The 22856-nt window shown below is 72.0% G+C and carries 22 protein-coding genes; 6 read left to right on the plus strand and 16 right to left on the minus strand.

What is annotated here, in order from left to right; genetic code table 11:
- Positions 1-41: 41 nt before the first annotated feature.
- The gene (locus ACIBCJ_RS24325) at positions 42-2120 is read right to left on the minus strand and encodes an APC family permease (RefSeq protein WP_362101223.1); all 2079 of its coding nucleotides are present in this window, start codon (positions 2118-2120) and stop codon (positions 42-44) included.
- A gap of 771 nt (positions 2121-2891) precedes the next feature.
- Between ACIBCJ_RS24325 and ACIBCJ_RS24330 the strand changes: the two genes are divergently transcribed.
- Together ACIBCJ_RS24330 and ACIBCJ_RS24335 are read left to right on the plus strand one after the other, a co-directional pair.
- Positions 2892-3563, plus strand: a complete 672-nt coding sequence (locus ACIBCJ_RS24330) for a TrkA family potassium uptake protein (protein ID WP_362101226.1) — start codon at positions 2892-2894, stop codon at positions 3561-3563.
- On the plus strand, positions 3563-4243 hold the full coding sequence (locus ACIBCJ_RS24335) for a TrkA family potassium uptake protein (protein ID WP_362101228.1): 681 nt from the start codon (positions 3563-3565) through the stop codon (positions 4241-4243). Before ACIBCJ_RS24330 ends, ACIBCJ_RS24335 begins: the two co-directional genes overlap by 1 nt.
- Positions 4244-4429: 186 nt before the next feature.
- Here the strand turns inward: ACIBCJ_RS24335 and ACIBCJ_RS24340 are convergent, their stop codons facing one another.
- The 8 genes from ACIBCJ_RS24340 to ACIBCJ_RS24375 form a co-directional block, all read right to left on the minus strand.
- Complete coding sequence (locus ACIBCJ_RS24340) at positions 4430-5254, minus strand: DUF3159 domain-containing protein (protein ID WP_362101231.1); 825 nt, start codon at positions 5252-5254, stop codon at positions 4430-4432.
- A 3-nt stretch (positions 5255-5257) separates the two neighbouring features.
- The gene (locus tag ACIBCJ_RS24345; protein WP_133890177.1) at positions 5258-5656 is read right to left on the minus strand and encodes an OB-fold nucleic acid binding domain-containing protein; all 399 of its coding nucleotides are present in this window, start codon (positions 5654-5656) and stop codon (positions 5258-5260) included.
- A gap of 100 nt (positions 5657-5756) precedes the next feature.
- Entirely contained in the window at positions 5757-6440 is a 684-nt protein-coding gene (locus tag ACIBCJ_RS24350; protein ID WP_365978415.1) for a response regulator, read from the minus strand.
- The gene (locus ACIBCJ_RS24355; RefSeq protein ID WP_362101238.1) at positions 6437-8998 is read right to left on the minus strand and encodes a sensor histidine kinase KdpD; all 2562 of its coding nucleotides are present in this window, start codon (positions 8996-8998) and stop codon (positions 6437-6439) included. Before ACIBCJ_RS24355 ends, ACIBCJ_RS24350 begins: the two co-directional genes overlap by 4 nt.
- A 164-nt stretch (positions 8999-9162) precedes the next feature.
- The gene (locus tag ACIBCJ_RS24360; RefSeq protein ID WP_362101241.1) at positions 9163-9855 is read right to left on the minus strand and encodes an ABC transporter ATP-binding protein; all 693 of its coding nucleotides are present in this window, start codon (positions 9853-9855) and stop codon (positions 9163-9165) included.
- Between the two features lie 194 nt (positions 9856-10049).
- On the minus strand, positions 10050-10802 hold the full coding sequence (locus ACIBCJ_RS24365; protein ID WP_362101244.1) for a DUF3710 domain-containing protein: 753 nt from the start codon (positions 10800-10802) through the stop codon (positions 10050-10052).
- A 1-nt stretch (position 10803) separates the two neighbouring features.
- Complete coding sequence (gene dut, locus ACIBCJ_RS24370) at positions 10804-11355, minus strand: dUTP diphosphatase (RefSeq protein ID WP_365978416.1); 552 nt, start codon at positions 11353-11355, stop codon at positions 10804-10806.
- A complete protein-coding gene (locus ACIBCJ_RS24375) occupies positions 11352-11936 on the minus strand; it encodes a PaaI family thioesterase (protein WP_093457139.1) in 585 nt (194 codons plus the stop codon). The genes dut and ACIBCJ_RS24375 overlap by 4 nt, the downstream gene beginning before the upstream one ends.
- A gap of 57 nt (positions 11937-11993) precedes the next feature.
- On the opposite strand from ACIBCJ_RS24375, the gene ACIBCJ_RS24380 reads away from it, so the two are divergent.
- A complete protein-coding gene (locus ACIBCJ_RS24380) occupies positions 11994-12458 on the plus strand; it encodes a DUF3093 domain-containing protein (protein ID WP_362101251.1) in 465 nt (154 codons plus the stop codon).
- A gap of 77 nt (positions 12459-12535) precedes the next feature.
- Here ACIBCJ_RS24380 and ACIBCJ_RS24385 read toward each other — a convergent pair whose 3' ends face one another.
- From ACIBCJ_RS24385 to ACIBCJ_RS24400, 4 genes are all read right to left on the minus strand, one after another.
- Positions 12536-13489 carry a hypothetical protein gene (locus ACIBCJ_RS24385; RefSeq protein ID WP_365978417.1) on the minus strand — a complete coding sequence of 318 codons (954 nt, stop codon included), beginning with the start codon at positions 13487-13489 and terminating at the stop codon, positions 12536-12538.
- A gap of 13 nt (positions 13490-13502) precedes the next feature.
- Positions 13503-13799 carry a DUF4193 domain-containing protein gene (locus tag ACIBCJ_RS24390; protein WP_003993510.1) on the minus strand — a complete coding sequence of 99 codons (297 nt, stop codon included), beginning with the start codon at positions 13797-13799 and terminating at the stop codon, positions 13503-13505.
- A gap of 405 nt (positions 13800-14204) precedes the next feature.
- Positions 14205-15449 carry a HAMP domain-containing sensor histidine kinase gene (locus ACIBCJ_RS24395; protein WP_362101259.1) on the minus strand — a complete coding sequence of 415 codons (1245 nt, stop codon included), beginning with the start codon at positions 15447-15449 and terminating at the stop codon, positions 14205-14207.
- A gap of 6 nt (positions 15450-15455) precedes the next feature.
- Positions 15456-16109 carry a response regulator transcription factor gene (locus ACIBCJ_RS24400; RefSeq protein ID WP_003993508.1) on the minus strand — a complete coding sequence of 218 codons (654 nt, stop codon included), beginning with the start codon at positions 16107-16109 and terminating at the stop codon, positions 15456-15458.
- Between the two features lie 426 nt (positions 16110-16535).
- Here ACIBCJ_RS24400 and ACIBCJ_RS24405 point away from each other — a divergent pair, with 426 nt between their 5' ends.
- The gene (locus ACIBCJ_RS24405) at positions 16536-16709 is read left to right on the plus strand and encodes a hypothetical protein (protein ID WP_362101263.1); all 174 of its coding nucleotides are present in this window, start codon (positions 16536-16538) and stop codon (positions 16707-16709) included.
- A gap of 301 nt (positions 16710-17010) precedes the next feature.
- Here ACIBCJ_RS24405 and ACIBCJ_RS24410 read toward each other — a convergent pair whose 3' ends face one another.
- Positions 17011-17829 (minus strand): inositol monophosphatase family protein, encoded by an 819-nt coding sequence (locus ACIBCJ_RS24410; RefSeq protein ID WP_365978419.1) that lies wholly within the window; start codon positions 17827-17829, stop codon positions 17011-17013.
- A gap of 8 nt (positions 17830-17837) precedes the next feature.
- On the minus strand, positions 17838-18965 hold the full coding sequence (locus ACIBCJ_RS24415) for a ferrochelatase (RefSeq protein ID WP_362511175.1): 1128 nt from the start codon (positions 18963-18965) through the stop codon (positions 17838-17840).
- A gap of 174 nt (positions 18966-19139) precedes the next feature.
- Between ACIBCJ_RS24415 and ACIBCJ_RS24420 the strand changes: the two genes are divergently transcribed.
- Positions 19140-20408 carry an MFS transporter gene (locus ACIBCJ_RS24420; RefSeq protein ID WP_362511172.1) on the plus strand — a complete coding sequence of 423 codons (1269 nt, stop codon included), beginning with the start codon at positions 19140-19142 and terminating at the stop codon, positions 20406-20408.
- Positions 20338-21687 carry a D-arabinono-1,4-lactone oxidase gene (locus ACIBCJ_RS24425; RefSeq protein WP_362511169.1) on the plus strand — a complete coding sequence of 450 codons (1350 nt, stop codon included), beginning with the start codon at positions 20338-20340 and terminating at the stop codon, positions 21685-21687. The genes ACIBCJ_RS24420 and ACIBCJ_RS24425 overlap by 71 nt, the downstream gene beginning before the upstream one ends.
- Here ACIBCJ_RS24425 and ACIBCJ_RS24430 read toward each other — a convergent pair.
- Positions 21611-22519, minus strand: a complete 909-nt coding sequence (locus ACIBCJ_RS24430) for a hypothetical protein (protein ID WP_365978420.1) — start codon at positions 22517-22519, stop codon at positions 21611-21613. The two genes, ACIBCJ_RS24425 and ACIBCJ_RS24430, sit on opposite strands and share 77 nt — an antisense overlap.
- Positions 22520-22856 lie beyond the last annotated feature (337 nt).

Consider the following 22856-nt stretch of genomic DNA (forward strand, 5'->3'; position numbering starts at 1 on the left):
ACTCCAGAGAACGGGACGACAAAGGACAACAGCCGTCCAGTCTACGTGGACGAGGAGGAGTCCTTGTCCTTCGTACGGTCCTGGTGGGGGTGGTGGGCCGGGCCGCGCCGGACCGCGCCGGGGGCGTTCCAGTCCTGGCGCTTGCGGGCCCGGCGCCTGGCGGCCTCGGAGGACTCCAGCTGGTACGGGACGGAGGTGACCATGACGCCCGGCGTGAACAGCAGGCGGCCCTTGAGGCGCAGGGCGCTCTGGTTGTGCAGCAGGTGCTCGTACCAGTGGCCGACCACGTACTCGGGGATGATGACCGAGACCGCGTCGCGCGGGGACTCCTTGCGCAGGCTCTTGACGTACTCGATGACCGGCCGGGTGATCTCGCGGTACGGCGAGTCCAGGACCTTGAGCGGTACGGCGATGCCGCGGCGCTCCCACTCCTCGCGCAGGGCCTTGGTCTCGGCCGGGTCGACGTTGACGCTGAGCGCTTCCAGGCTGTCGGAGCGCATGAGCTTGGCGTAGGCGAGGGCGCGCAGCGTGGGCCGGTGGATCTTGGAGATCAGGACGACCGAGTGGACGCGGGAGGGGCGCACCATGTCGTCGTTCTGGGCCTCCTCGGGGTCCTCGGGGGCCGCGATCTCCTCGGCGACACGGTCGTAGTGCTTGCGGATCGCCGTCATCGTCGCGAAGAAGATGCACATGCCGAGCAGGGCGACCCAGGCGCCGTGGGTGAACTTCGTGGCCAGGACCACGACCAGCACGAGTCCGGTGAAGAAGGCGCCGAAGGCGTTGATCGCGCGGGAGCGGACCATGCGGCGGCGGGCGGCCTGGTCGCGCTCGGTGGCCAGGAGGCGGTTCCAGTGCCGGACCATGCCGATCTGGCTGAGCGTGAAGGACACGAAGACGCCGACGATGTAGAGCTGGATCAGCCGGGTCGAGTCGGCGCCGTAGACGACGACCAGGAGCATGGCCGCGCCGGCCAGGAGCACGATGCCGTTGGAGAAGGCCAGGCGGTCGCCGCGGGTGTGCAGCTGGCGCGGCAGGTAGCGGTCCTGGGCGAGGATCGAGCCGAGCAGCGGGAAGCCGTTGTAGGCGGTGTTGGCGGCCAGGAAGAGGACCAGCGCGGTGGCGGCGGCCAGGACGACGAACAGGAAGCTGCCCTCGCCGAAGACCGCCTCGGCGACCTGGGAGATCACCGGGTGCTGGACGTAGTCCGCGCCGACGGCGACGCCGTTGTGGAAGAGGTCGGTGGCCGGGTTCTCGGACATGCGGACGTCGGTGGCGGAGGCCAGCGCGATGATGCCGCAGAACATGGTGACGGCGAGCAGGCCCATCATCGCGAGCGTGTTGCCCGCGTTCTTCGACTTGGGCTTGCGGAAGGCCGGGACGCCGTTGGAGATCGCCTCGACGCCGGTGAGGGCGGCGCAGCCGGAGGAGAAGGCGCGCAGGAGCAGGAAGACCAGGGCGAAGCCGGCCAGGCCGCCGTGCTCCGGTTTGATCTCGTAGTCCGCGGTCGGGGCGCGCATGGTGTCGCCCAGGACCAGGCCGCGGAACGCTCCCCAGACGATCATGATGAAGACGCCGCCGACGAAGACGTACGTCGGGATCGCGAAGAGCTTGCCCGACTCCTTGACCCCGCGCAGGTTCATCAGGGTGAGCAGCAGGATCACGGCGACGGCGCACAGGACCTTGTGCTCGACGACGAAGGGGATCGCCGAGCCCAGGTTCTCGATGCCGGAGGAGATCGAGACGGCGACCGTCAGGACGTAGTCCACCAGCAGGGCGCTGGCCACGGTGAGGCCGGCCTTCGGGCCGAGGTTCGTGGTGGCCACCTCGTAGTCGCCGCCGCCGCTCGGGTAGGCGTGCACGTTCTGCCGGTAGGAGGCGACGACCGTGAACATGAGGACGACGACCGCGACCGCGATCCAGGGGCTGAAGTGATATGCCGACACGCCCGCGATGGACAGGACGAGCAGCACCTCGCCGGGCGCGTACGCCACTGAGGACAGCGGGTCGGACGCGAAGACGGGCAGGGCGATGCGCTTCGGCAGGAGCGTTTCGCCGAGCCGGTCGCTGCGCAGTGCGCGCCCGATGAGAATCCGTTTGGGCACGTCGGTCAGTTTGGACACAACAGAGGATCGTAGGCGTTCGAACGGGCGAGCGCCCAACCGCCACCCCCCGATCCGCCCGCCGTCTGCTCTACGGGTGAATCAGCGGGGTGGTGCGGCTGCGGATGAAGCGGGCGGTGGCGTTCGCATGGCTATATGACCAACACCGCCCGTCGTCCTGTGGGCACCGTCCGTCGCCCGTGAGCACCGTCCGTCCTCTGTGGGCACCGTCCGTCGCCCGTGAGCACCACTCGTCGCCCTGTGAGGGAGATCCCGTGCATCTGTCCGCGGAGCTGATCGGCGGCGTCGTCACGCTCGTCGGTCTCGGCATCCTGGCCTTCGCGAGTATCCGCAGCATCAGCCGGCGGGGGTCGTCGGCGGAGGGCTGAGCCCGGCGCCGAGCGGCACGGGGGGTGTCTCCAGGTCCTGCGGTCGTGGGGGGGCGAGGCCGACGCAGGAGGCGAGGCGGGCGGCAGTGGGAATGCTCCGTGCCGTCGCCGAGGTGACCAGCAGGACGGCAACGGTCCAATCAGACTCGACACAGGACCGACGCGCTGGAGCGGTGAAGCGCGATGCCTGCGTCGGTGTGCCGCGGCGTGCCCCGCGCTCCGGTCCGACGGCACTGCACGACGCGAACGAACCACCCCGCCGGGGTCCGGCGGCGGCGGAGCGGCATGATGGTGACCCGCGGCCCTCAGCGGGGCCGCCGGTGTTTGCCCGTCGAGCCGAAAGAGGAAGATGAACGGGATGTTCACCCCGGTAAGAGGGCTGAGAAGAAGAGTGGTGTGAGCCGTGCACATTGTCATCATGGGCTGCGGGCGGGTGGGCTCCGCGCTCGCCCAGACCCTGGAGCAGCAGGGGCACACGGTCGCCGTCATCGACCGGGACCCCACCGCCTTCCGACGCCTCGGTTCCTCGTTCGGCGGCCGCCGGGTCACCGGCATCGGCTTCGACCAGGACACCCTGCGTGAGGCGGGCATCGAGGACGCGGGTGCCTTCGCCGCCGTGTCCAGCGGGGACAACTCGAACATCATCGCCGCCCGCGTGGCCCGCGAGATGTTCGGCGTGGAGAACGTCGCCGCCCGCATCTACGACCCGCGCCGCGCCGAGGTCTACCAGCGCCTGGGGATCCCCACCGTCGCCACCGTCCGCTGGACGGCCGACCAGATGCTGCGCCGGCTGCTCCCCTCGGGTGCCGAGCCGCTGTGGCGCGACCCCACCGGCGGCGTCCAGCTCGCCGAGGTGCACACCTCCTCGGCCTGGGTCGGTCACAAGATCAGCCGGCTCCAGGAGGAGACGGGCGTGCGGGTGGCCTTCGTCACCCGGCTCGGGGAGGCGATCCTGCCCTCCTCGCAGACCGTCCTGCAGGAGGGTGACCTCGTGCACGTGATGATGCGCACCGACGAGGTCCACAAGGTCGAGGCGGCGTTCGCCAAGGGTCCCGAAGAGGAGGGCGGTCACTGATGAGGGTCGCCATTGCCGGAGCCGGCGCGGTCGGCCGTTCGATCGCGGGCGAGCTGCTGGAGAACGGTCACGAGATCCTGCTCATCGACAAGGCGCCGACCGCCATCTCGGTCGAGCGCGTCCCGATGGCGGAGTGGCTGCTCGCCGACGCGTGCGAGATCACGTCCCTGGACGAGGCGGCGCTCCAGCGCTGCAACGTCGTCATCGCCGCGACGGGCGACGACAAGGTCAACCTCGTCGTGTCCCTGCTGGCCAAGACGGAGTACGGCGTTCCGCGCGTCGTCGCCCGGGTGAACAACCCGAAGAACGAGTGGCTCTTCAACGAGTCCTGGGGCGTGGACGTCGCCGTCTCCACCCCGCGGCTGATGTCGGCCCTGGTGGAGGAGGCGGTGAGCGTCGGCGACCTGGTCCGGCTGCTGCGCTTCAGTCACGGCGACGCCAACCTCGTCGAGCTGACGCTGCCGGAGGAGTCGGCCCTGGCCGGCACCCAGGTCGGCGACGTCCAGTGGCCCGAGGACACCTCGCTGGTGACGATCATCCGCGGCACGCGGGTGCTGACGCCGTCCCGGGAGGACTCTCTGGAGGCGGGCGACGAGCTGCTGTTCGTCGCCGCCCAGGCCCGTGAGGAGCAGCTGGAGGACCTGCTGTCGGCGCGCCGGCGCCCGGACGACACCGTCTGACCGACGCAGCGGGTCCACGGGCCCGGGGGGGGGGGGGGGGGGGGGGGGGGGGGGGGGGGGGGGGGGGGGGGGGGGGGGGGGGGGGCCCCCCCGCCCGCGGGGCGCCGCCCCCGCGCCCCCCCCCCCCCCCCCCCCCCCCCCCCCCCCCCCCCCCCCCCGCCCCGCCGAGCCGTTCAGTCCGGCCCGTCAGGCCTTGCGGTGCCTGCCGCCGCGCAGGTCCGCGGCCTCCCCGTCGGGCTGGGGCGACCCGGCCAGGGTGCCGTCGGCCTCCTGGCCGCTCCGTTCCCGCTCGTCCTTCTCCGCCTTGGCGGCCTTCTCGGCCTCCTCGGCCGCCTCCATCTCCGCGAACACGTCGATGGGGGCCGGAGCCTTGGCCAGGAAGACCCAGGTCAGCCAGACGGCGAGCAGGAACGGCGGGATCTTCAGGATGACGAGGACCCAGCCGAGCTGTTCCGTGTCGGCCCACCAGTAGAGCGGGAAGAGGACGGCGCTCTTGGCGAGCAGGATCAGGCCCCACGCGTAGCTGGCCTTGGTGTACGCCTTCTTCCGGCCCGGGTTGCGGGTGCGCCAGGAGAGGTTCTCCTTGAAGACCGGGCCGAGGATCAGGCCGATCAGGGGCACCCCGGCCAGCGAGGTGACGATGTACGCCAGTGCCAGGCCCAGGGTGTAGAGCATGCCCGGCAGATAGAAGTTCTTGGCGTTGTCGGTCATCATCGCGAAGACCACGCCGAAGGCGACGCCGAAGACACCGCTGAACGCGTGCTTGACGGTGTCCTTCATCACCAGCCGCACCACGACCAGCACCACCGACACGGCCAGGGCCGCGATCGCCGACATGTGCAGGTCGTTGTTGAGCGTGAAGATCGTGACGAAGAGCAGGCCGGGCAGCACCGTCTCGATCATGCCGCGCACGCCGCCGAACGCCTCGAACAGCGCGGCCTCCGTCACCGCCCGGGCGTTGGCGTCGTCGGCTTCCGTCGTGTCTTCGGTCGGCTTGTCGAGCGACGTCACCGGCTACTCCCGTCCGAGGGGTCTCAGTTCGTATTTCGGGTTGAAGAGCACCCGGCGGCCGTGGCTCATCGAGACCCGGCCCGATGCGATCAGCTTGCGCCCCGGCTCTATGCCGACGATGGAGCGTCTGCCCAGCCACACCACGTCCAGGGCGGCGGTGCCGTCGAACAGCTCGGCCTCCAGGGCCGGGACGCCCGCACGCGGCCGCAGGGTGACCGTGCGCAAGGTACCAGTAACCGACACGACCTGCCGGTCCTGGCAGTCTCCGATGCGCGTACAGCCGGCGGTGTCGGCGTCCTCGCGCAGTTCCTCCGACTCCAGATCCTCCTGCGAGGAGGAGAGCCGGTCGAACATGCGCCGGAACCGGCCCACCGGCTTGTCGGAACGCGGAGCAGCACTCATATCTGAAGCGTACCGGGGCCCGCCGACAGCCATGCACCCCTCTCGGGCCGGGATGGCGAGCCTCACGCCGGCCCTGCGCCACCGGCGCCGTCACCGCCGCTCACTTCTCGAAGCGGTACCCCATGCCCGGCTCGGTGATGAAGTGGCGCGGGTGCGCGGGGTCCGCCTCCAGCTTGCGGCGCAGCTGGGCCATGTAGACGCGCAGGTAGTTCGTCTCCGTCCCGTACGACGGCCCCCACACCTCCTGGAGCAGCTGCTTCTGGCTGACCAGGCGCCCCGTGTTGCGCACCAGCACCTCCAGCAGATGCCACTCGGTGGGCGTCAGGCGTACGTCCTTGCCGCCCCGGTTGACCTTCTTCGCAGCCAGGTCGACGGTGAACCCTGCGGTGTCCACGAGCACCTCGTCCTCGCCGCCGGGAACCGGTTCGGACCGACGGACGGCGGCCCGCAGCCGGGCCAGCAGCTCGTCCATGCCGAACGGCTTGGTGACGTAGTCGTCGGCGCCCGCGTCGAGCGCCTCGACCTTCTCGTCGGAGGAGTGCCGGGCGGACAGCACCAGGATCGGCACCCGGGTCCAGCCGCGCAGGCCCCTGATCACGTCGACGCCGTCCATGTCGGGCAGGCCCAGGTCCAGCACCACCACGTCGGGGTGGCGGGCGGCGGCGAGCTGGAGGGCGGTGGCGCCGTCGTGCGCGACGTCGACCTCGTAGTGCCGTGCCTTGAGGTTGATCACGAGGGCCCGCACGATCTGCGGTTCGTCGTCGATCACGAGCACCCGGGTCATGGGGCGGCCTGCCTTTCCGCGGTCGCGTTCTGTGCCGTCACGAGGTGCGGGGCCGGCTCCCCGGAGCCCACCGCGCGCAGGGTCAGGACCATGGTGAGGCCGCCGCCGGGGGTGTCCTCCGCGTTCAGGGTGCCGCCCATCGCCTCGACGAAGCCCCGCGCCACGGCGAGACCGAGGCCGACACCGGCCCCGCGCGGGGCGTCGCCGTACCGCTGGAAGGGCTCGAAGATGCGGTCCTTGGCCTCGTCCGGCACTCCCGGCCCCCGGTCGACGATCCGTACCTCGACGCGGTCCGCGAGGGCGCTGGCGGCGACCAGGACGGTCCGGTCGTCCGGACTGTACTTGACGGCGTTCTCCACCAGGTTGGCCAGCGCCCGTTCCAGGAGCCCGGCGTCCACCGCGACCATGGGCAGCGTCTCCGGGATGTCCAGCTCCGCGCTGCCCTCGGGCACGCCGCCGAGCGCCATCGGCGCCACCTCGTCGACGTCGATCTCGCGGATCAGCGGGGTGACGGTGCCGGTCTGGAGGCGGGACATGTCGAGCAGGTTGCCCACCAGGTGGTCGAGTCGGTCGGCGCCCTCCTCGATGCCTTCGAGCAGCTCCGCCCGGTCCTCGTCCGACCAGGCCACGTCCTCGGACCTGAGGCTGGTCACCGCCGCCTTGATCCCGGCCAGCGGGGTGCGCAGGTCGTGGCTGACGGCGGCCAGCAGCGCGGTGCGGATGCGGTTGCCCTCGGCCAGGGTGCGGGCCCGGTCGGCCTCCTCGCGCAGGCGGCGCCGGTCCAGGACGACGGCGGCCTGGGCGGCGAAGGCGGCGAGCACCCGGCGGTCCTCGGCGGGCAGGACGCGGCCGGTCAGCGCCAGGGCCATGTGGTCCCCGACCGGCATGTCCACGTCGGCGTCCTCCGGCCGGCCGACCGGCGGTCCCGTTCCGACGCGGCCGGCGCAGGTCCAGGGCGCCACGTCGCCCTCCCGCTCCAGCAGAGCGGCCGACTCCATGCCGAAGGTCTCGCGCACCCGCTCCAGGAGCGTCTCCAGGCTGGTCTCGCCGCGCAGGACGTCACCCGCGAGGAAGGAGAGGATCTCCGACTCGGCGCGCAGCCGGGCGGCCTGGTGGGTGCGGCGGGCCGCGACGTCGACGACCGAGGCCACGGAGAGCGCGACGCCCACGAATATGGCGAGCGCAAGCATGTTCCTCGGGTCGGCGATGGTGATCCGGTTGACGGGGGGCGTGAAGAACCAGTTCAGCAGGAGCGACCCGACCGCGGCCGACGCCAGCGCCGGGTACAGCCCGCCGAGCAGGGCGGCCGCGACCGTCAGCGCCAGGTAGAGCAGGACGTCGTTGGCGAGTCCGAGGTGGACGGTGCTGAGCAGCAGCGTCAGCAGCACCGGGCCGCCCAGGCCGGCGAACCAGCCCCACACGATCCGGGACCGGCCGAGCCGCGCGCCCCTGGCCACCGGCAGTCCGCGCCCCTTGGCGACCTCTTCGTGGGTCACGATGTGGACGTCCAGGTCGGGGCCGGACTCGCGGGCGACGGTGGCGCCGACGCCGGGTCCGAAGACGTACTGCCAGGCCTTGCGGCGCGAGGAGCCGAGGACGATCTGGGTGGCGTTGACACCCCGCGCGAAGTCGAGCAGCGCGGCCGGTATGTCCTCGCCGAGCACGTGGTGGAAGGTGCCGCCGAGGTCCTCCACCAGGGTCCGCTGCACCGCCAGCTCCTTGGGCGAGGCCGAGGTCAGCCCGTCGCTGCGGGCTATGTACACGGCCAGCACCTCGCCGCCGGCGCCCTTCTCGGCGAGGCGCGCGGCCCGCCGTATCAGCGTCCGGCCCTCGGGGCCGCCGGTCAGACCCACCACGATGCGTTCGCGCGAGCCCCAGATCCTGGAGACGCGGTGTTCGCTGCGGTACTGCTGAAGGTACTCGTCGGCCCGGTCCGCGACCCACAGCAGCGCCAGCTCGCGCAGGGCGGTGAGGTTGCCGGGGCGGAAGTAGTTCGACAGGGCGGCGTCGACCTTGTCCGGCTGGTAGATGTTGCCGTGGGCCATGCGCCGGCGCAGCGCCTGCGGCGACATGTCGACCAGTTCGATCTGGTCCGCGCGCCGCACCACCTCGTCGGGCACGGTCTCCCGCTGCCGTACGCCCGTGATGGACTCCACGACGTCGCCGAGTGACTCCAGGTGCTGGATGTTGACGGTCGAGACGACGTCGATGCCGGCCGCGAGCAGTTCCTCGACGTCCTGCCAGCGCTTGGCGTTGCGCACGCCGGGGACGTTGGTGTGGGCCAGTTCGTCCACCAGCGCCACCCGGGGGGCGCGGGCGAGGACCGCGTCCAGGTCCAGCTCCGTGAAGACCGCGCCGCGGTGCTCCACCTCCCGGCGCGGCACCTCCTCCAGACCGCGCAGCATCACCTCGGTGCGGGAGCGGCCGTGGTGCTCGACGAGCGCCACCACGCAGTCGGTGCCCCGTTCGACGCGGCGGTGCGCCTCGGACAGCATGGCGTACGTCTTGCCGACGCCCGGTGCCGCACCGAGGTAGATCCGAAGTCTGCCGCGTCCCATGGCCTCATTGTCTTCCGGTCGGCGCCGAGTGCGCAGCGTCGACCTTACGACCCGCAATCCCGACAAATCGGGGTGGGGGGCGGGTGCCGGCCGTCCTTGACGGAACCCTGACGCCCAAGGGGTGCCGTCCGGACCGCGGCGAGATGCGGACGCCGCCCCGGGCGTCAGTCCTCCACGATCCGCCCGTCCCGCAGCTCCAGCACCCGGTCGGCGAGGCCCAGCAGGGTCGTGTCGTGGGTGGCGACCAGCGCGGTGACGCGTTCGCTGCGCACGACGGCGCGCAGCAGCTCCATCACGGAGCGCCCGGTCTCCGCGTCCAGCTGGCCGGTGGGCTCGTCCGCGATCAGCAGGGCGGGCTCGTTGGCGAGCGCACGGGCGACGGCGACCCGCTGCTGCTGCCCGCCGGACAGCTCGCCGGGGCGCTGGGCGGCGTGGTCGGCGAGGCCGACGAGGGAGAGCAGCAGCTCGACGCGCTCCTCGCGGGCGCGCGGCGCGGCCCGGCGCAGCCGCATCGGTACACCGATGTTCTCGGCGGCGGTGAGGACCGGGAGGAGCCCGAAGGACTGGAAGACGAAACCGACCCGGTCCCGGCGCAGGGCGAGCAGGCCGTCCTCGTCCAGCGTCGCGAGGTCCCGGCCGTCGACCTCGACCCGTCCGGCATCCGGTGTGTCCAGACCGCCGACGACGTTGAGCAGGGTGGTCTTGCCGGAGCCCGACCGCCCCTTGAGGGCGACCAGCTCACCGCGCCGCACGTCGAAGGAGACGCCGCGCAGGGCGTGTACGGCGGCGCCGTCGCGACCGTACGACTTCCGTACGTCCTCGACGCGCACCATGGTCTCGGTGACCACCTGGCTCATTCCGCGTCCTCCCCCGTCGTACGCCGTGAAACCGGGCGCCAGTATCGCCGCAGCGGCGGGCGGATTCAACGGCCCCGGGACCGGTCTTCGGGGCGTGCGTGCCACGAGGGCCGCACCCCCCCGCCGGGGATGCGGCCCTCGTGACGCGCGGTACGGCCCCGGCCGTACCGAGTCGCCTGTCCTCGCCCGATCGCCTAGCGGACCTCGGTGATCTCCGGTCCGCGCTGGAGCTGGCCCATGCCGCCGGCGAAGCGGGAGCCCTCCTCCTGCTGGACACCCTCGGGGACCATCTGGGCGTCGTTGGGCAGCTTGAGGACGATCGGGTCGCGGGGGGCCATCGGGCCCTCGCCGCGGACGACGACCGTGTCCCGGAAGATCTGCTCCAGCAGCCCGGCGGCCTGCGGCTGCACCGCGCCCTGGCCCGAGATCACTCCGCGCAGGAACCAGCGGGGCCCGTCCACGCCGACGAACCGCACGACCTGGAAGCCGCCCGTGCCGTCCGGCAGCTGCACCGGGACCTGGGCCCGCAGCTCCCAGCCCAGCGGACCCTCGACCTCGTCGACGATGCCGCCCTGCTGGGTGATGCCGGAGCCGATCTCCTCGCGCACCTCGCCCCAGATTCCCTCGCGCTTGGGCGCGGCGAAGCCCTGGAGCTGGATGGCGCTGTCGCGCAGGACCACGGTCGCGGCGACGATCGCGTCGCCCGCGACCTCCACCCGCAGTTCCATGCCGTCGACCCCGGGGATGAACAGGCCTCCCAGGTCGACCCTGCCCTCGCCCGGTTCGCGGACCTCGGTGCTGTCCCAGGGACCGTCGGGGCGCGGCTCGGGCTCGAGCCGCACGCGTTCGCGCTCTTCGTCCGCCTCGGTGTCGACGCTGTCGACGACCTGCTCGGTCTCGCCGGCCGCGTCCTCGGCGGCATCCCTCTTCTTGCGACGTCCGAACACGTCACTGTCCTTCCCGGTCGGATACGACCGAAGCGTATCGATTCCCACCCGTCGGGCCGCCTTCGGCGACCTGACCGCTTGTGCCGCTTGCACGGTCCAACCCGGCGTGGCCGCCGGTGGACCCGAAGCCCCCCTCGGCCCGCGCCGAGTCGGGAAGTTCCGCGACCTGACGGAAGCGGACCCTCTCGACCTGCTGGACGACCAGTTGGGCAATCCGGTCGAAGCGCTCGAACCGCACGCTCTCGCGCGGGTCGAGATTCACCACGATCACCTTGATCTCCCCACGGTACCCGGCATCGATCGTCCCCGGGGCATTCACGAGGGCGACACCGCAGCGGGCGGCCAGTCCGGAACGTGGGTGCACGAAGGCCGCGTACCCCTCCGGGAGCGCCACAGACACGCCCGTGGGCAGAACGGCGCGTTCGCCGGGCGCCAGCTCGCAGCCGGCGGTGGTGCGCAGGTCGGCGCCCGCGTCGCCGGGCCGCGCGTACTCCGGGAGCGGCACGTCGGGGTCGACGCGGCGGATCAGGACCTCTAGGTCGGCACGGCTCACGGGTTCACCTCGAAGGCGCGGGCGCGGCGGAGCTGGTCGGGGTCGTCCATGGCGGCGCGGATCTCCTCCTCGCGGCCGTTCTGGACGAAGTGCTCGACCTTGACCTCGATGAACAGGGCGTCGGCACGGACGGCCACCGGGCCGTCGGGGCCGCCGATCCGGCCGGTGGCGGTGGAGTAGATCTTCCGGCCGGCCACCGCGGTGACCTCGGCCTCCAGGTACAGGGTCGTGTCCACGGGCACCGGCCGCCGGAAGTCGGTCTCCAGCCGTCCGGTCACCGCGATGGTGCGCAGCAGCCAGTTCAGCGAGCCCAGCGTCTCGTCCAGCGCGGTGGCCAGCACGCCGCCGTGTGCCAGGCCTGGAGCGCCCTGGTGGGCGGGGCGGACGGTGAACTCGGCGGTGATCGACACGCCTTCACCGGCCCGCGCCTGGAGGTGCAGTCCGTGGGGCTGGTCGCCGCCGCAGCCGAAGCACTGCCCGTAGTGGGCGCCGAGCAGCTCGCCGGGGGCGGGCGCGTCGGGGTGCCGTACGGGTTTCACGGCGTCGGCGGGGGGCTGGAGACCTGGGGAAGTACCACTCACAGGCGCAGACCTTACCCGCGCGTCGGCCGAACACCGATACCGTGCCAAGCTTGCTTCATGCAGCTCTCCACGGCCCCGTACGAAGAACGCCTCACCGCGCCCCGCTCCTGGTGGCTGGTCTCCTTCCTGGTGGGGCTGGCGTTCGCGCTGATCCTGCTGCCCTTCGGCACGCTGCCGATGCTGGGCGGTCTCGTGGGCGGCACGGCGGTGGCGGCGGTGGCGGCCAGTTCGTACGGCGCGGTCCGTATCCGGATCGTGGGCGACTCGCTGATCGCGGGCGAGGCGAAGGTGCCGGTCTCGGCGCTGGGCGAGGCGGAGATCCTCGACCCCGAGGAGGCCCGCGCCTGGCGCACGTACAAGGCGGACGTCCGGGCGTTCCTGCTGCTGCGCGCCTACATCCCGCGGGCCGTGCGCGTGGTGGTCACGGACCCGGAGGACCCGACTCCGTACCTGTACCTGTCGACGCGGGAGCCGGAGCGGCTGATCGAGGCCCTGACGGCGGCCAAGGCGGCGGCCGCGTAACGCGGACCCCCGGCCGGGCCGCCCGTCCCCGCTCGCGCGCGTGGGCCCGTCGGCGGTCGGCTGCCGGCGTTCGTCTGTCAGCGGCCGTCTTTGCCGAAGTTTTTCCCGAGGCCGCCGGGTCCGGGTCCGATGCCCTTGGCGACCTCACCCATGTCCAGGGCGTCCTGCGGCCGTTCCAGCGCCGGGAGGCCTTCGAGGTCTCTCCAGGCGACCTGGTGCTTGCGCAGGTCGGTCCGGATTCTCGCCGCCAGCTTCCTGGTGTCGCGGCGGTTCATGACGGCGCCCACGGCCGCGCCCACCATGAAGGGCATCAGGTTGGGCAGATCGCGCACCATCCGCTTCATGATCTGCTGACGCAGCTGGCGCTTCATGTGGCTGTTCATCGCCGAGCCGAGGGTCGACGGCTTGGTCACGTCGACGCCGCGCTCACCGGACCACGAGTTCAGGTACGCGGTGCTGCGCTGCGTGAGGCCGCCGGGCGGACGTACGCCGTAGACCTCGTGGAGTTCGGCGATCAGCTTGAGCTCGATCGCGGCGACGCCGGTGATCTCGGCGGCCAGTTCGGTGGGCATCGCGGGCGGTACGGGCAGCATCGCGGCCGCTCCGACACCCGCGCCGACGGTCGCCGTGCCCTTGGCCGCGCCGGCCACGAGCCGGTCGGCGAGCTCCTCGGGTCCGAGGCCGGGGAACTGCGCCCGGAGCGTCGCCAGGTCCCGTACGGGCACGCGGGGTGCCAGGTCGATGATCCGGTCGGCGAGGTGGGCCAGGGCGGCCCTGGCGCGAGCGCCGCCGTTGCGGACGCCCTGTCCGGCCCTGTCCCGGAACGCCGCTGCCCTGCGCCGGGCAGCGGGTGCCGGTGGCTGCGTGGTCGCCGGGAGGTCACTCCGGCCGGCCACTGGCTCGAGCGGGGCCGTCCCCGTACCGGCGGGGCCCCGCTCTTCGTCACGCGCGCTGTGCGGACCGTCGAACGGTCCTTGGTCCGCTTCCCGCCTGGAGAAGCGGCGCTTCCAGGGAGGGGTCGAGCCTGTCACGGCCGACCCCGCCTCAGTCGCAGTCGCGGCAGATCGGCTGGCCGTTCTTCTCCCGGGCCAGCTGGCTGCGGTGGTGCACCAGGAAGCAGCTCATGCACGTGAACTCGTCCTGCTGCTTCGGCAGCACACGGACCGCCAGTTCCTCGTTCGAGAGGTCGGCGCCGGGAAGCTCGAGGCCTTCCGCGGCCTCGAACTCGTCGACGTCGACGGCCGAGGCGGACTTGTCGTTCCGCCGGGCCTTCAGCTCTTCGAGGCTGTCCGAGTCGACGTCGTCGTCGGTCTTGCGTGGAGTGTCGTAATCGGTTGCCATGGTCGCTCTCCCCCTCTGGGTGTCTGCGGTGTCTTCAGCGCACGTAACGCGTGAGAGGCCGGACTTGTGCCCGACCCGAGGCGGAGATTTTGCCTCACATCAAGGTCTGTTACTCAATCGACACCCAACCGGCCCTCTCTTGAGTGATCGGCTTGGATGGCGATGGGGACCGTACACGGTCCGAATGCCGCACGCCAAAGGCGTCTCACCGTGTACTTCCCGTGATCCTGACCCCTGAAAACCGGGATTTTCCCGGCTTTCCGACAGGGTGCATGATCACGGAGAGTAGAGGGCGGGAAAGGCTCGGTTGTGATCGATCACACACGAGACTTCCGGGCCGGTGGCCTGGAAATTCCGCTCAAAGCGAACAACCTCGGGTCTCGGTGGGATGTCGGGGTCATGATCTCAGACGGGCAGCGTCACCCGCATCACGAGGCCTCCGCCCTCGCGCGGCTGCGCGTAGATGTGCCCGCCGTGCGCCCGGGCCACGGACCGTGCGATGGACAGGCCGAGCCCGACGCCCTTGTCGCTGCCCGTGCGCTCGGTGCGCAGCCGCCTGAACGGCTCGAAGAGGTTGTCCACCTCGTACGCCGGTACGACCGGGCCCGTGTTGGTGACCACGAGGACCGCCAGCCCGCCCTCCACGGCCGTGGTGACCTCCACCCAGCCCCGTTCGGCCACGTTGTAGCGCACGGCGTTCTGGACGAGGTTCAGGGCGATCCGCTCCAGCAGGACGCCGTTGCCCTGGACCACCGCGGCCTCGCGGGTGCCGCGCAGCTCCACGCCCTTGGACTCCGCCTCGCCGTGCACCTGGTCGATGGCCTGGCCGGCCACCTCGGCGAGGTCCACCGGTTTGCGCTCGACGATCTGGTTGTCGCTGCGGGCGAGCAGCAGCAGTCCCTCGACCAGCTGCTCGCTGCGTTCGTTGGTCGCCAGCAGCGTCCTGCCGAGCTGCTGCAGCTCTACCGGGGCGCCCGGATCGGACAGGTGCACCTCCAGGAGGGTGCGGTTGATCGCCAGGGGCGTGCGCAGCTCGTGGGAGGCGTTCCCGACGAAGCGCTGCTGGGCGGTGAAGGCCCGCTGCAGCCGCTCCAGCATGTCGTCGAAGGTGTCGGCGAGCTCCTTCAGCTCGTCGTCCGGGCCGTCCAGCTCGATCCGGCGGGAGAGGTCGGAGCCCGCCACCGCGCGCGCGGTGCGGGTGATGCGGCCCAGTGGGGACAGGACGCGGCCCGCCATGGCGTAGCCGAAGGCGAAGGCGATCACGGCGAGGCCGAGCAGCGCCAGCAGGGAGCGGCTGAGCAGGTTGTCCAGGGCGACCTTGCGCTGGTGGTCCATGCAGTCGCTGATCGCGGCGTTGAAGTCGGACAGCGACAGGCCGCCGTTGTCGACCACGGGGCAGGTGCTGCTGGAGACCTTGAGGTCGGTGAAGTCGACGATCTTGTACAGCGGTTCGTTGCCGGTGCGCACCGCCTGGGCGGCGAGCAGGTAGATGATCGACAGCAGCAGGATGCCGGCGATCAGGAACATGCCGCCGTACAGCAGGGTGAGCCGTATCCGGATGGTGGGGCGCAGCCACGGCAGGGGCGTGACCGAGCGCGGGTCCCACGTGGGCTTCGGGGGCGCTCCGGGGGGCGCGGGTGTCGTCGCCACGGCCGGTCAGATCCGGTAGCCGGAGCCGGGGACGGTGACGATGACGGGCGGCTCGCCCAGCTTGCGGCGCAGCGTCATGACGGTCACGCGCACGACGTTGGTGAACGGGTCGGTGTTCTCGTCCCAGGCCTTCTCGAGCAGCTGCTCGGCGGAGACCACGGCTCCCTCGCTGCGCATGAGCACCTCCAGGACGGCGAACTCCTTGGGCGCGAGCTGCACCTCCTTGCCGTCCCGGAAGACCTCGCGGCGGTTCGGGTCCAGCTTGATGCCGGCGCGCTCCAGGACGGGCGGAAGGGGGACGCTGGTGCGCCGGCCCAGGGCACGCACGCGGGCGATCAGCTCGCTGAACGCGAACGGCTTGGGCAGGTAGTCGTCGGCGCCGATCTCCAGGCCCTCGACGCGGTCGCTGACGTCGCCGGAGGCCGTCAGCATGAGCACGCGCGTGGGCATGCCCAGCTCGACGATCTTGCGGCAGACGTCGTCGCCGTGCACCAGGGGGAGGTCGCGGTCCAGGACGACCACGTCGTAGTCGTTGACGCCGATGCGCTCGAGGGCGGCCGCACCGTCGTACACGACGTCGACGGCCATGGCCTCCCGGCGCAGTCCGGTGGCCACCGCATCGGCGAGCAGCTGCTCGTCCTCGACGACGAGTACGCGCACGTCGCTGGTCCTTCCTGTGTCCACCCGCGTAGCGCTTCTCGGCGCACGAGGGCAGGGGGCTGGTGGGTGTGTTGCCTCCATCCTGCCCTTTTCGGCCATAAGTCGGCTGTAAGGCGGGTGAGGAGGCGGTGACGAAGAAGGGTGCGGAAAGGCTGCGGGAGCGGGAATGCCGGATTTTCTCGCGCGGTTGAGGTTTCCGCGAAGGGGAGCTGGGGGAGGACGGCTTTACACCCCGCGATCACGCTCTGCCTGTACCGCGTTACCACGCGGTACGCCGCGGTCCGCTTCCGCAGAGCGGGCGTGGGTGTCCGGCACCGTCGCCGCCCGGCCGGGCTGCGCTGGGCACTCCACCGGAGACGTGATCGTCCCTTTCGACCGGCACACCCCCGTGCCAACGACCCACGACCCAGGACGAGGGGGCGCAGCATGGACGCTTTCACCGCAGGACTTCTGCAGCGCATACAGACGACCGAGTCCGACCTCACCCGGGCCCGCGACGAGGGCGACGAGTTCCTCGTCGAGGTGGAGCTGGGCGAGCTCGACGATCTGCGCCGCCTTGCCGCCGAGCACGGTGTGGAGGTCAGCGCGACCAACGCCTGATCGGCCCGCGAGGACGAGGCCCCGGCGAGATCCAGCGCCGGGGCCTCGTCATGCGTACGGCCGGCGCGGGGACGCGGGGGCGGGCGCCCGACGGGCACCCCCGCCTGTGCCTGCCCGCGCCGGCCCGCCACTGGGGCACGCCCCGCCGACGCCGGGGAGGGCGGCACCTCTGCCGCACCTCGCACCGGACCACACCGACGGCGCCGCACACCGGGCCGGATGCGGGCCCGCCCGGCCGGAGGAGCGGCCCCGGCGCACCTCCCCGCGCCGGCCGGCAGCCTGCCTCCGGACCGACGGAGGGCTACGCGCCGAAGTCCGTCAGGAGCCGCTGGAGCGGTTCGAAGACGGCCGGGGTGGCGGCGATGGTCAGCTCGCCGCCGGGGCGCTCACCGAGGCGTCCACCGGTCACCGCGCCCGCCTCACGGGCGATCAGGTCGCCCGCCGCGAGGTCCCAGGGGTGCAGACCGCGCTCGTAATACCCGTCGAGCCGGCCCGCGGCCACGTCGCACAGGTCGATCGCGGCCGAGCCGCCGCGCCGGATGTCCCGGACCAGCGGGATCAGCCGCCGCGCGATCTCGGCCTGTTCCGCGCGGACGTCGGCGACGTAGTTGAACCCGGTGGAGACCAGCGCCTGGTCCAGCGGTGCGGCGGACCGGCAGGTGAGCCTGCGCTCGCCCTCCCAGGCGCCCGTCGCCCAGGCGCCGCCGCCGAGCAGCGCGTGGTACGTCTCGCCCCGCATCGGCGCCACGACCACGCCGGCCACCCGCTCGCCGTCCTGCTCGGCGGCGATGGAGACCGCCCAGGTGGGCAGCCCGTACAGGTAGTTCACCGTGCCGTCCAGCGGGTCGATGACCCAGCGGACGCCGCTGGTGCCCTCGGTGGCGGAACCCTCCTCGCCGAGGAAGCCGTCGTCGGGGCGCCGGTCGGCGATCATCCCCGTGATCAGCTTCTCGGCCGCGATGTCCATCTCGGTGACCACGTCGATCGGGCTGGACTTGGTGGCGGCGACCGCGAGGTCGGCCGGGCGGCCGTCCCGCAGCAGCTCGCCCGCGCGGTGGGCCGCCTCCTGGGCGATCCTCAGCAGGTCGGCGTGGAGCGGGTCGGGCGTCACGTCGGTCACGGGGCTCCTCACGCGTAGGGACTGTCGGCGCCCGCGGCGGCGGGCCGGGGGGCGCGGGCGGGGCAGCAGCCGACCGGGCACAGGTCGTGGCTCGCGCCCAGGGTCCCGAGGGCGCACGGCGCGACGTCCTGCCCGCGCTCGGTGGTGGCCCGCTCCAGGACCAGCTCGCGCACCGCGGCGGCGAACCGGGGGTCGGCTCCCACGGTGGCCGAGCGGCGCACCGGCAGCCCCAGCTCCGCGGCCTTGGCGGTGGCCTCCGTGTCGAGGTCGTACAGGACCTCCATGTGGTCGGAGACGAACCCGATGGGCGCCATCACCACGGCGGGGGCTCCGGCCGCGTGCCGCTCCTCCAGGTGGTCGCAGATGTCGGGCTCCAGCCACGGGATGTGCGGGGCGCCCGAGCGCGACTGGTAGACGAGCTGCCACGGGTGGTCGACGCCGGTGCGCTCGCGGACGGCGTCGGCGATCAGCCGTGCCACGTCCAGGTGCTGGCGCACGTACGCCCCGCCGTCGCCGTGCTCCTCGACCGGCCCCGAGGTGTCGGCGGCGGAGGTGGGGATCGAGTGGGTGCAGAACGCGAGGTGCGCGCCGTCCCGGACCTCCTCCGGCAGCTCGGCGAGGGAGCGGACGACCCCGTCGACCATGGGCTCGACGAAGCCGGGGTGGTTGAAGTAGTGCCGGAGCTTGTCGACCTCCGGCAGCTCCAGGCCCTCGGCCTGGAGCGTGGCGAGCGCGTCCGCGAGGTTCTCGCGGTACTGGCGGCAGCCGGAGTACGAGGCGTAGGCGCTGGTGGCGAGGACCAGGATGCGGCGGCGGCCGTCGCGGACCATCTCGCGCAGGGTGTCCGTCAGGTACGGCGCCCAGTTGCGGTTGCCCCAGTAGAGGGGCAGGTCCAGACCGTGCTCGGCGAAGTCCTTGCGCAGGGCGTCCAGCAGGACGCGGTTCTGGTCGTTGATGGGGCTGACTCCGCCGAAGAGGAAGTAGTGCTGTCCGACTTCCTTGAGGCGTTCCTTGGGGATGCCGCGCCCCCGGGTCACGTTCTCCAGGAACGGGACCACGTCGTCCGGGCCCTCCGGGCCGCCGAACGAGAGCAGGAGCAGGGCGTCGTAGGGGCTGGCATCGAGCACGTCTGGCATGTCTCGATCCTGCCACCCGCCACTGACGGCGAGGAAACGACGGGGTACCGCCCGTGTGTTCCGCCAGGTCCTAGGGGGTGTTTCCGAACGCGGGGGCGAGTAATCTGTATCAGCTGCGTTCGCACCTTACGCACCCGCCGTCCAGCAGTCACTGAACCGCTTCCGGAGACCTCGTTGGCCAGTCCCTACCGCGCCCTGTTCGCCGTGCCCGGCACCAAGGGCTTCTCCGCCGCGGGCCTCCTCGGCCGGATGCCGCTGTCGATGATGGGCATCGGCGTGGTGACGATGATCTCGCAGCTCACCGGCCGGTACGGACTGGCCGGCGCGCTGTCGGCCACCATCGCGCTCGCCGCCGCCGTGGCCGGACCCCAGGTCTCCCGCCTGGTGGACCGGTACGGGCAGCGCCGGGTGCTGCGTCCGGCGACCCTGGTCTCGCTGACCGCGGCGGCGGTGCTGCTGCCGGCCGCGCACTACGGGTGGCCGGACTGGGTGCTGTTCGTCGCCTGCGTCGGCATCGGCTGCGTGCCGAGCCTCGGCGCGATGGTCAGGGCCCGCTGGGCGGCCCTGTACCGGGGCACGCCGCAGCTGCACACCGCGTACTCCTTCGAGTCCGTGGTGGACGAGGTCTGCTTCATCTTCGGCCCGATCATCTCCATCGGCCTGTCCACCGCCTGGTTCCCGGAGGCCGGTCCGCTGCTCGCCGCCTGCTTCCTGGCGACCGGCGTCTTCTGGCTGACCTCGCAGCGCGCCACCGAGCCGGCGCCGCACCCGCGTGAGCACAAGGGCGGCGGCACCGCCCTGCGCTCGCGGGGCCTCCAGGTCCTGGTCGGCACGTTCGCGGCGACGGGGACGATCTTCGGGGCCATCGACGTGGTCACCGTCGCGTTCGCCGAGGAGGAGGGGCACAAGGCCGCCGCCAGCCTCGTCCTCGCCCTCTACGCGGCCGGATCGTGCACGGCGGCCATGATCTTCGGGCTGCTGCGCTTCGCCGGACCGCCCGAGCGCCGCTGGCTCCTGGGCGTGTGTGCGATGGCCGTGAGTATGATCCCCCTCCTACTGGTCGGAAACTTGCCGTTTCTGGCCGCGGCGCTGTTCGTTGCGGGTCTGTCCATCGCTCCCACGATGATCACGACGATGTCCCTCATCGAAGAGCACGTACCACGCACGCAGCTCACCGAGGGCATGACCTGGGTGAGTACCGGACTCGCGGTCGGGGTCGCGCTCGGCTCCTCCGCGGGCGGCTGGGTGATCGACGCCTCCGGGGCGCGTGCCGGGTACGGGGTTCCGGCGGTGGCCGGGGTCGTCGCGGTCGCGGTCGGTTTCCTCGGGTACCGCCGGCTCAAGCGGCCGGAACCGCGTCGGGGAGGGACCGTTGAGCAGCACACGCACGGCGAACGGCAGGAAGAGCGGAAGGCCGGGCAGCCGGAACGGCACCTGGCGTAACTGGGGCGGGAACGTCTCCGCACGGCCCGCGCGGGAGGTCGCTCCCGCCTCCGTCGACGAACTGGCCGGCGCCGTCCGCAGGGCGGCCGAGGACGGGCTGCGGGTCAAGCCGGTGGGCACCGGGCACTCCTTCACGTCGATAGCCGCGACGGACGGCGTGCTGATCCGCCCTCACCTGCTGACGGGCATCCGCGACATCGATCGCGACGCCATGACGGTCACGGTCGAGGCGGGCACCCCGCTCAAGAGGCTCAACCTGGCGCTCGCGCGGGAGGGCCTGTCGCTGACGAACATGGGCGACATCATGGAGCAGACGGTGTCCGGGGCCACCAGCACCGGCACCCACGGAACGGGCCGGGACTCCGCCTCGATCGCCGCCCAGATCCGCGGTCTCGAACTGGTCACGGCGGACGGCTCGGTGCTGACCTGCTCCGCGGACGAGAACCCCGACGTGTTCGCCGCCGCCCGGATCGGCCTCGGCGCGCTCGGCGTCGTCACCGCGATCACTTTCGCCGTCGAGCCGATCTTCCTGCTCACGGCCCGCGAGGAACCGATGCCGTTCGACCGGGTCCTGGCCGACTTCGACGAGCTGTGGTCGGAGAACGAGCACTTCGAGTTCTACTGGTTCCCGCACACCGGCAGCACCAACACCAAGCGCAACAACCGCAGCGCGGGTCCGGAGCAGCCGGTGGGCCGGTTGCAGGGCTGGCTGGACGACGAGTTCCTGTCCAACGGCCTCTTCCAGGCGGTGAACTGGGTCGGCCGTGCGGCGCCCGCCACCATCCCGGCGATCGCCCGGGTCTCCAGCAGGGCACTGTCCGCACGGACCTACACGGACGCGCCGTACAAGGTCTTCACCTCCCCGCGCCGGGTGCGGTTCGTGGAGATGGAGTACGCCGTCCCGCGCGAGGCCGTCGTCGAGGCGCTGCGCGAGCTGAGGGCGATGGTCGACCGGTCGCGGCTGCGGATCAGCTTCCCGGTCGAGGTGCGCACGGCGCCGGCCGACGACATCACCCTGTCCACCGCATCGGGGCGCGACAGCGCGTACATCGCCGTGCACATGTTCCGGGGCACGCCCTACCAGGCGTACTTCACCGCGGCCGAGCGCATCTTCACGGCGCACGAGGGCCGTCCGCACTGGGGCAAGGTCCACACCCGGGACGCCGAGTACTTCTCCCGGGTGTACCCCCGCTTCGGCGAGTTCACGGCGCTGCGGGACCGTCTTGACCCGGAGCGCCTGTTCCTGAACGACTACTTGCGCCGGGTGCTGGGGCCGTAGCCGACGCGCCCGGGTCCGGGGTCGCGGAGTCACCGGCGTCCTCGTCGCCGGTGGCGTCCGGGGTGGGCGCGGGACTGGAACCCGCGCCGCCGTTCTCCGTGCCGCCGTTCTCCGCGGCGCCGCCGTCCGCGCTTCCGGAGGGGGTGGAGGCGGGGGCGTCGCTGCCGGAACCGGAGTCCTTCGCGTCACCCGTGTCACCGGGACCCTCCGAACCACGGTCGTCCGGCGCGTCGTCCGAGCCGCCGGGACCGTCGGAGTCGCCGGAACCGCCGGAATCCGTCGCGGACTTGTTGTGACCTGTGAAGGCGCTTGTCACGGTGGTGCTGTGGCCGCCGCTCAGGCTCTGGCCGGAGGCGACCTCGTACGCGGTGATCCCGGCCATGGTCACGCCGAAGACGAGGGCGGCCGCGACCAGCGGGCGCCGCCAGCTCTTGGCCCGGGCGCGGTAGACGGTGCCCGCGGTGAACCCGCCGCCGGGTCCCGGCTCCGGTCCGGCACCCGGACCCGCGGCCGAGGCCGAGGCCGGCGCCGCGTCGGAGACCGAGGCGGCACGCCCCGCGGTCCGCACCGTGGCGACGGTGCGCTTCACCCGGATCTGCTCCCCGGTGCGCTTGAAGAAGTGCTGGAGCACCGAGCCGCCGCAGGTGGCGACGACACTGATCAGACCGGCGCCGACGATCGTGCCGTAGACGCCGAAGGAGGAGGCGAGTTTGGCGGCCACCACCGCGGCCAGGGCACTGCCCGCCACCTGGGGCACGCTCAGGTCGATCCGCTTGGACTCCCCCTTCGAACCCACGTCCGCCTCACCTGCGTCATCGGACCTTTCACGCATCCTCGGACCTTGCCTTCCTTTCCCCTACGGGAGCGATCAACTGCACGAGAAAGGGACGTGCGGCCGAAACCATTAGTTCCGTTTCTGGTGATTGCGTGAAGTACGCCACGTCCAAGATCGCGGGGACCGCGCCGGCGATGGCCGGGCGTGGCCTCTTGCCGTAAGTCGGACGGCGCGCCAATCCACGCACGTGGCCCGAATGGAGTACTGTTGCGAGCCCTGGAGCCGGACTCCCGACGGGGGCTCGACCCCTTGAAGGACCGCCGGGAGGGGGCTAGTTGCACAGGGTGACGGAGTTGGTCACTCAGCGTTGCGAATAGGTAACCGTGCCATAACG

It is taken from the genome of Streptomyces sp. NPDC051136 (genome assembly GCF_044455745.1).
Taxonomy (GTDB): domain Bacteria; phylum Actinomycetota; class Actinomycetes; order Streptomycetales; family Streptomycetaceae; genus Streptomyces.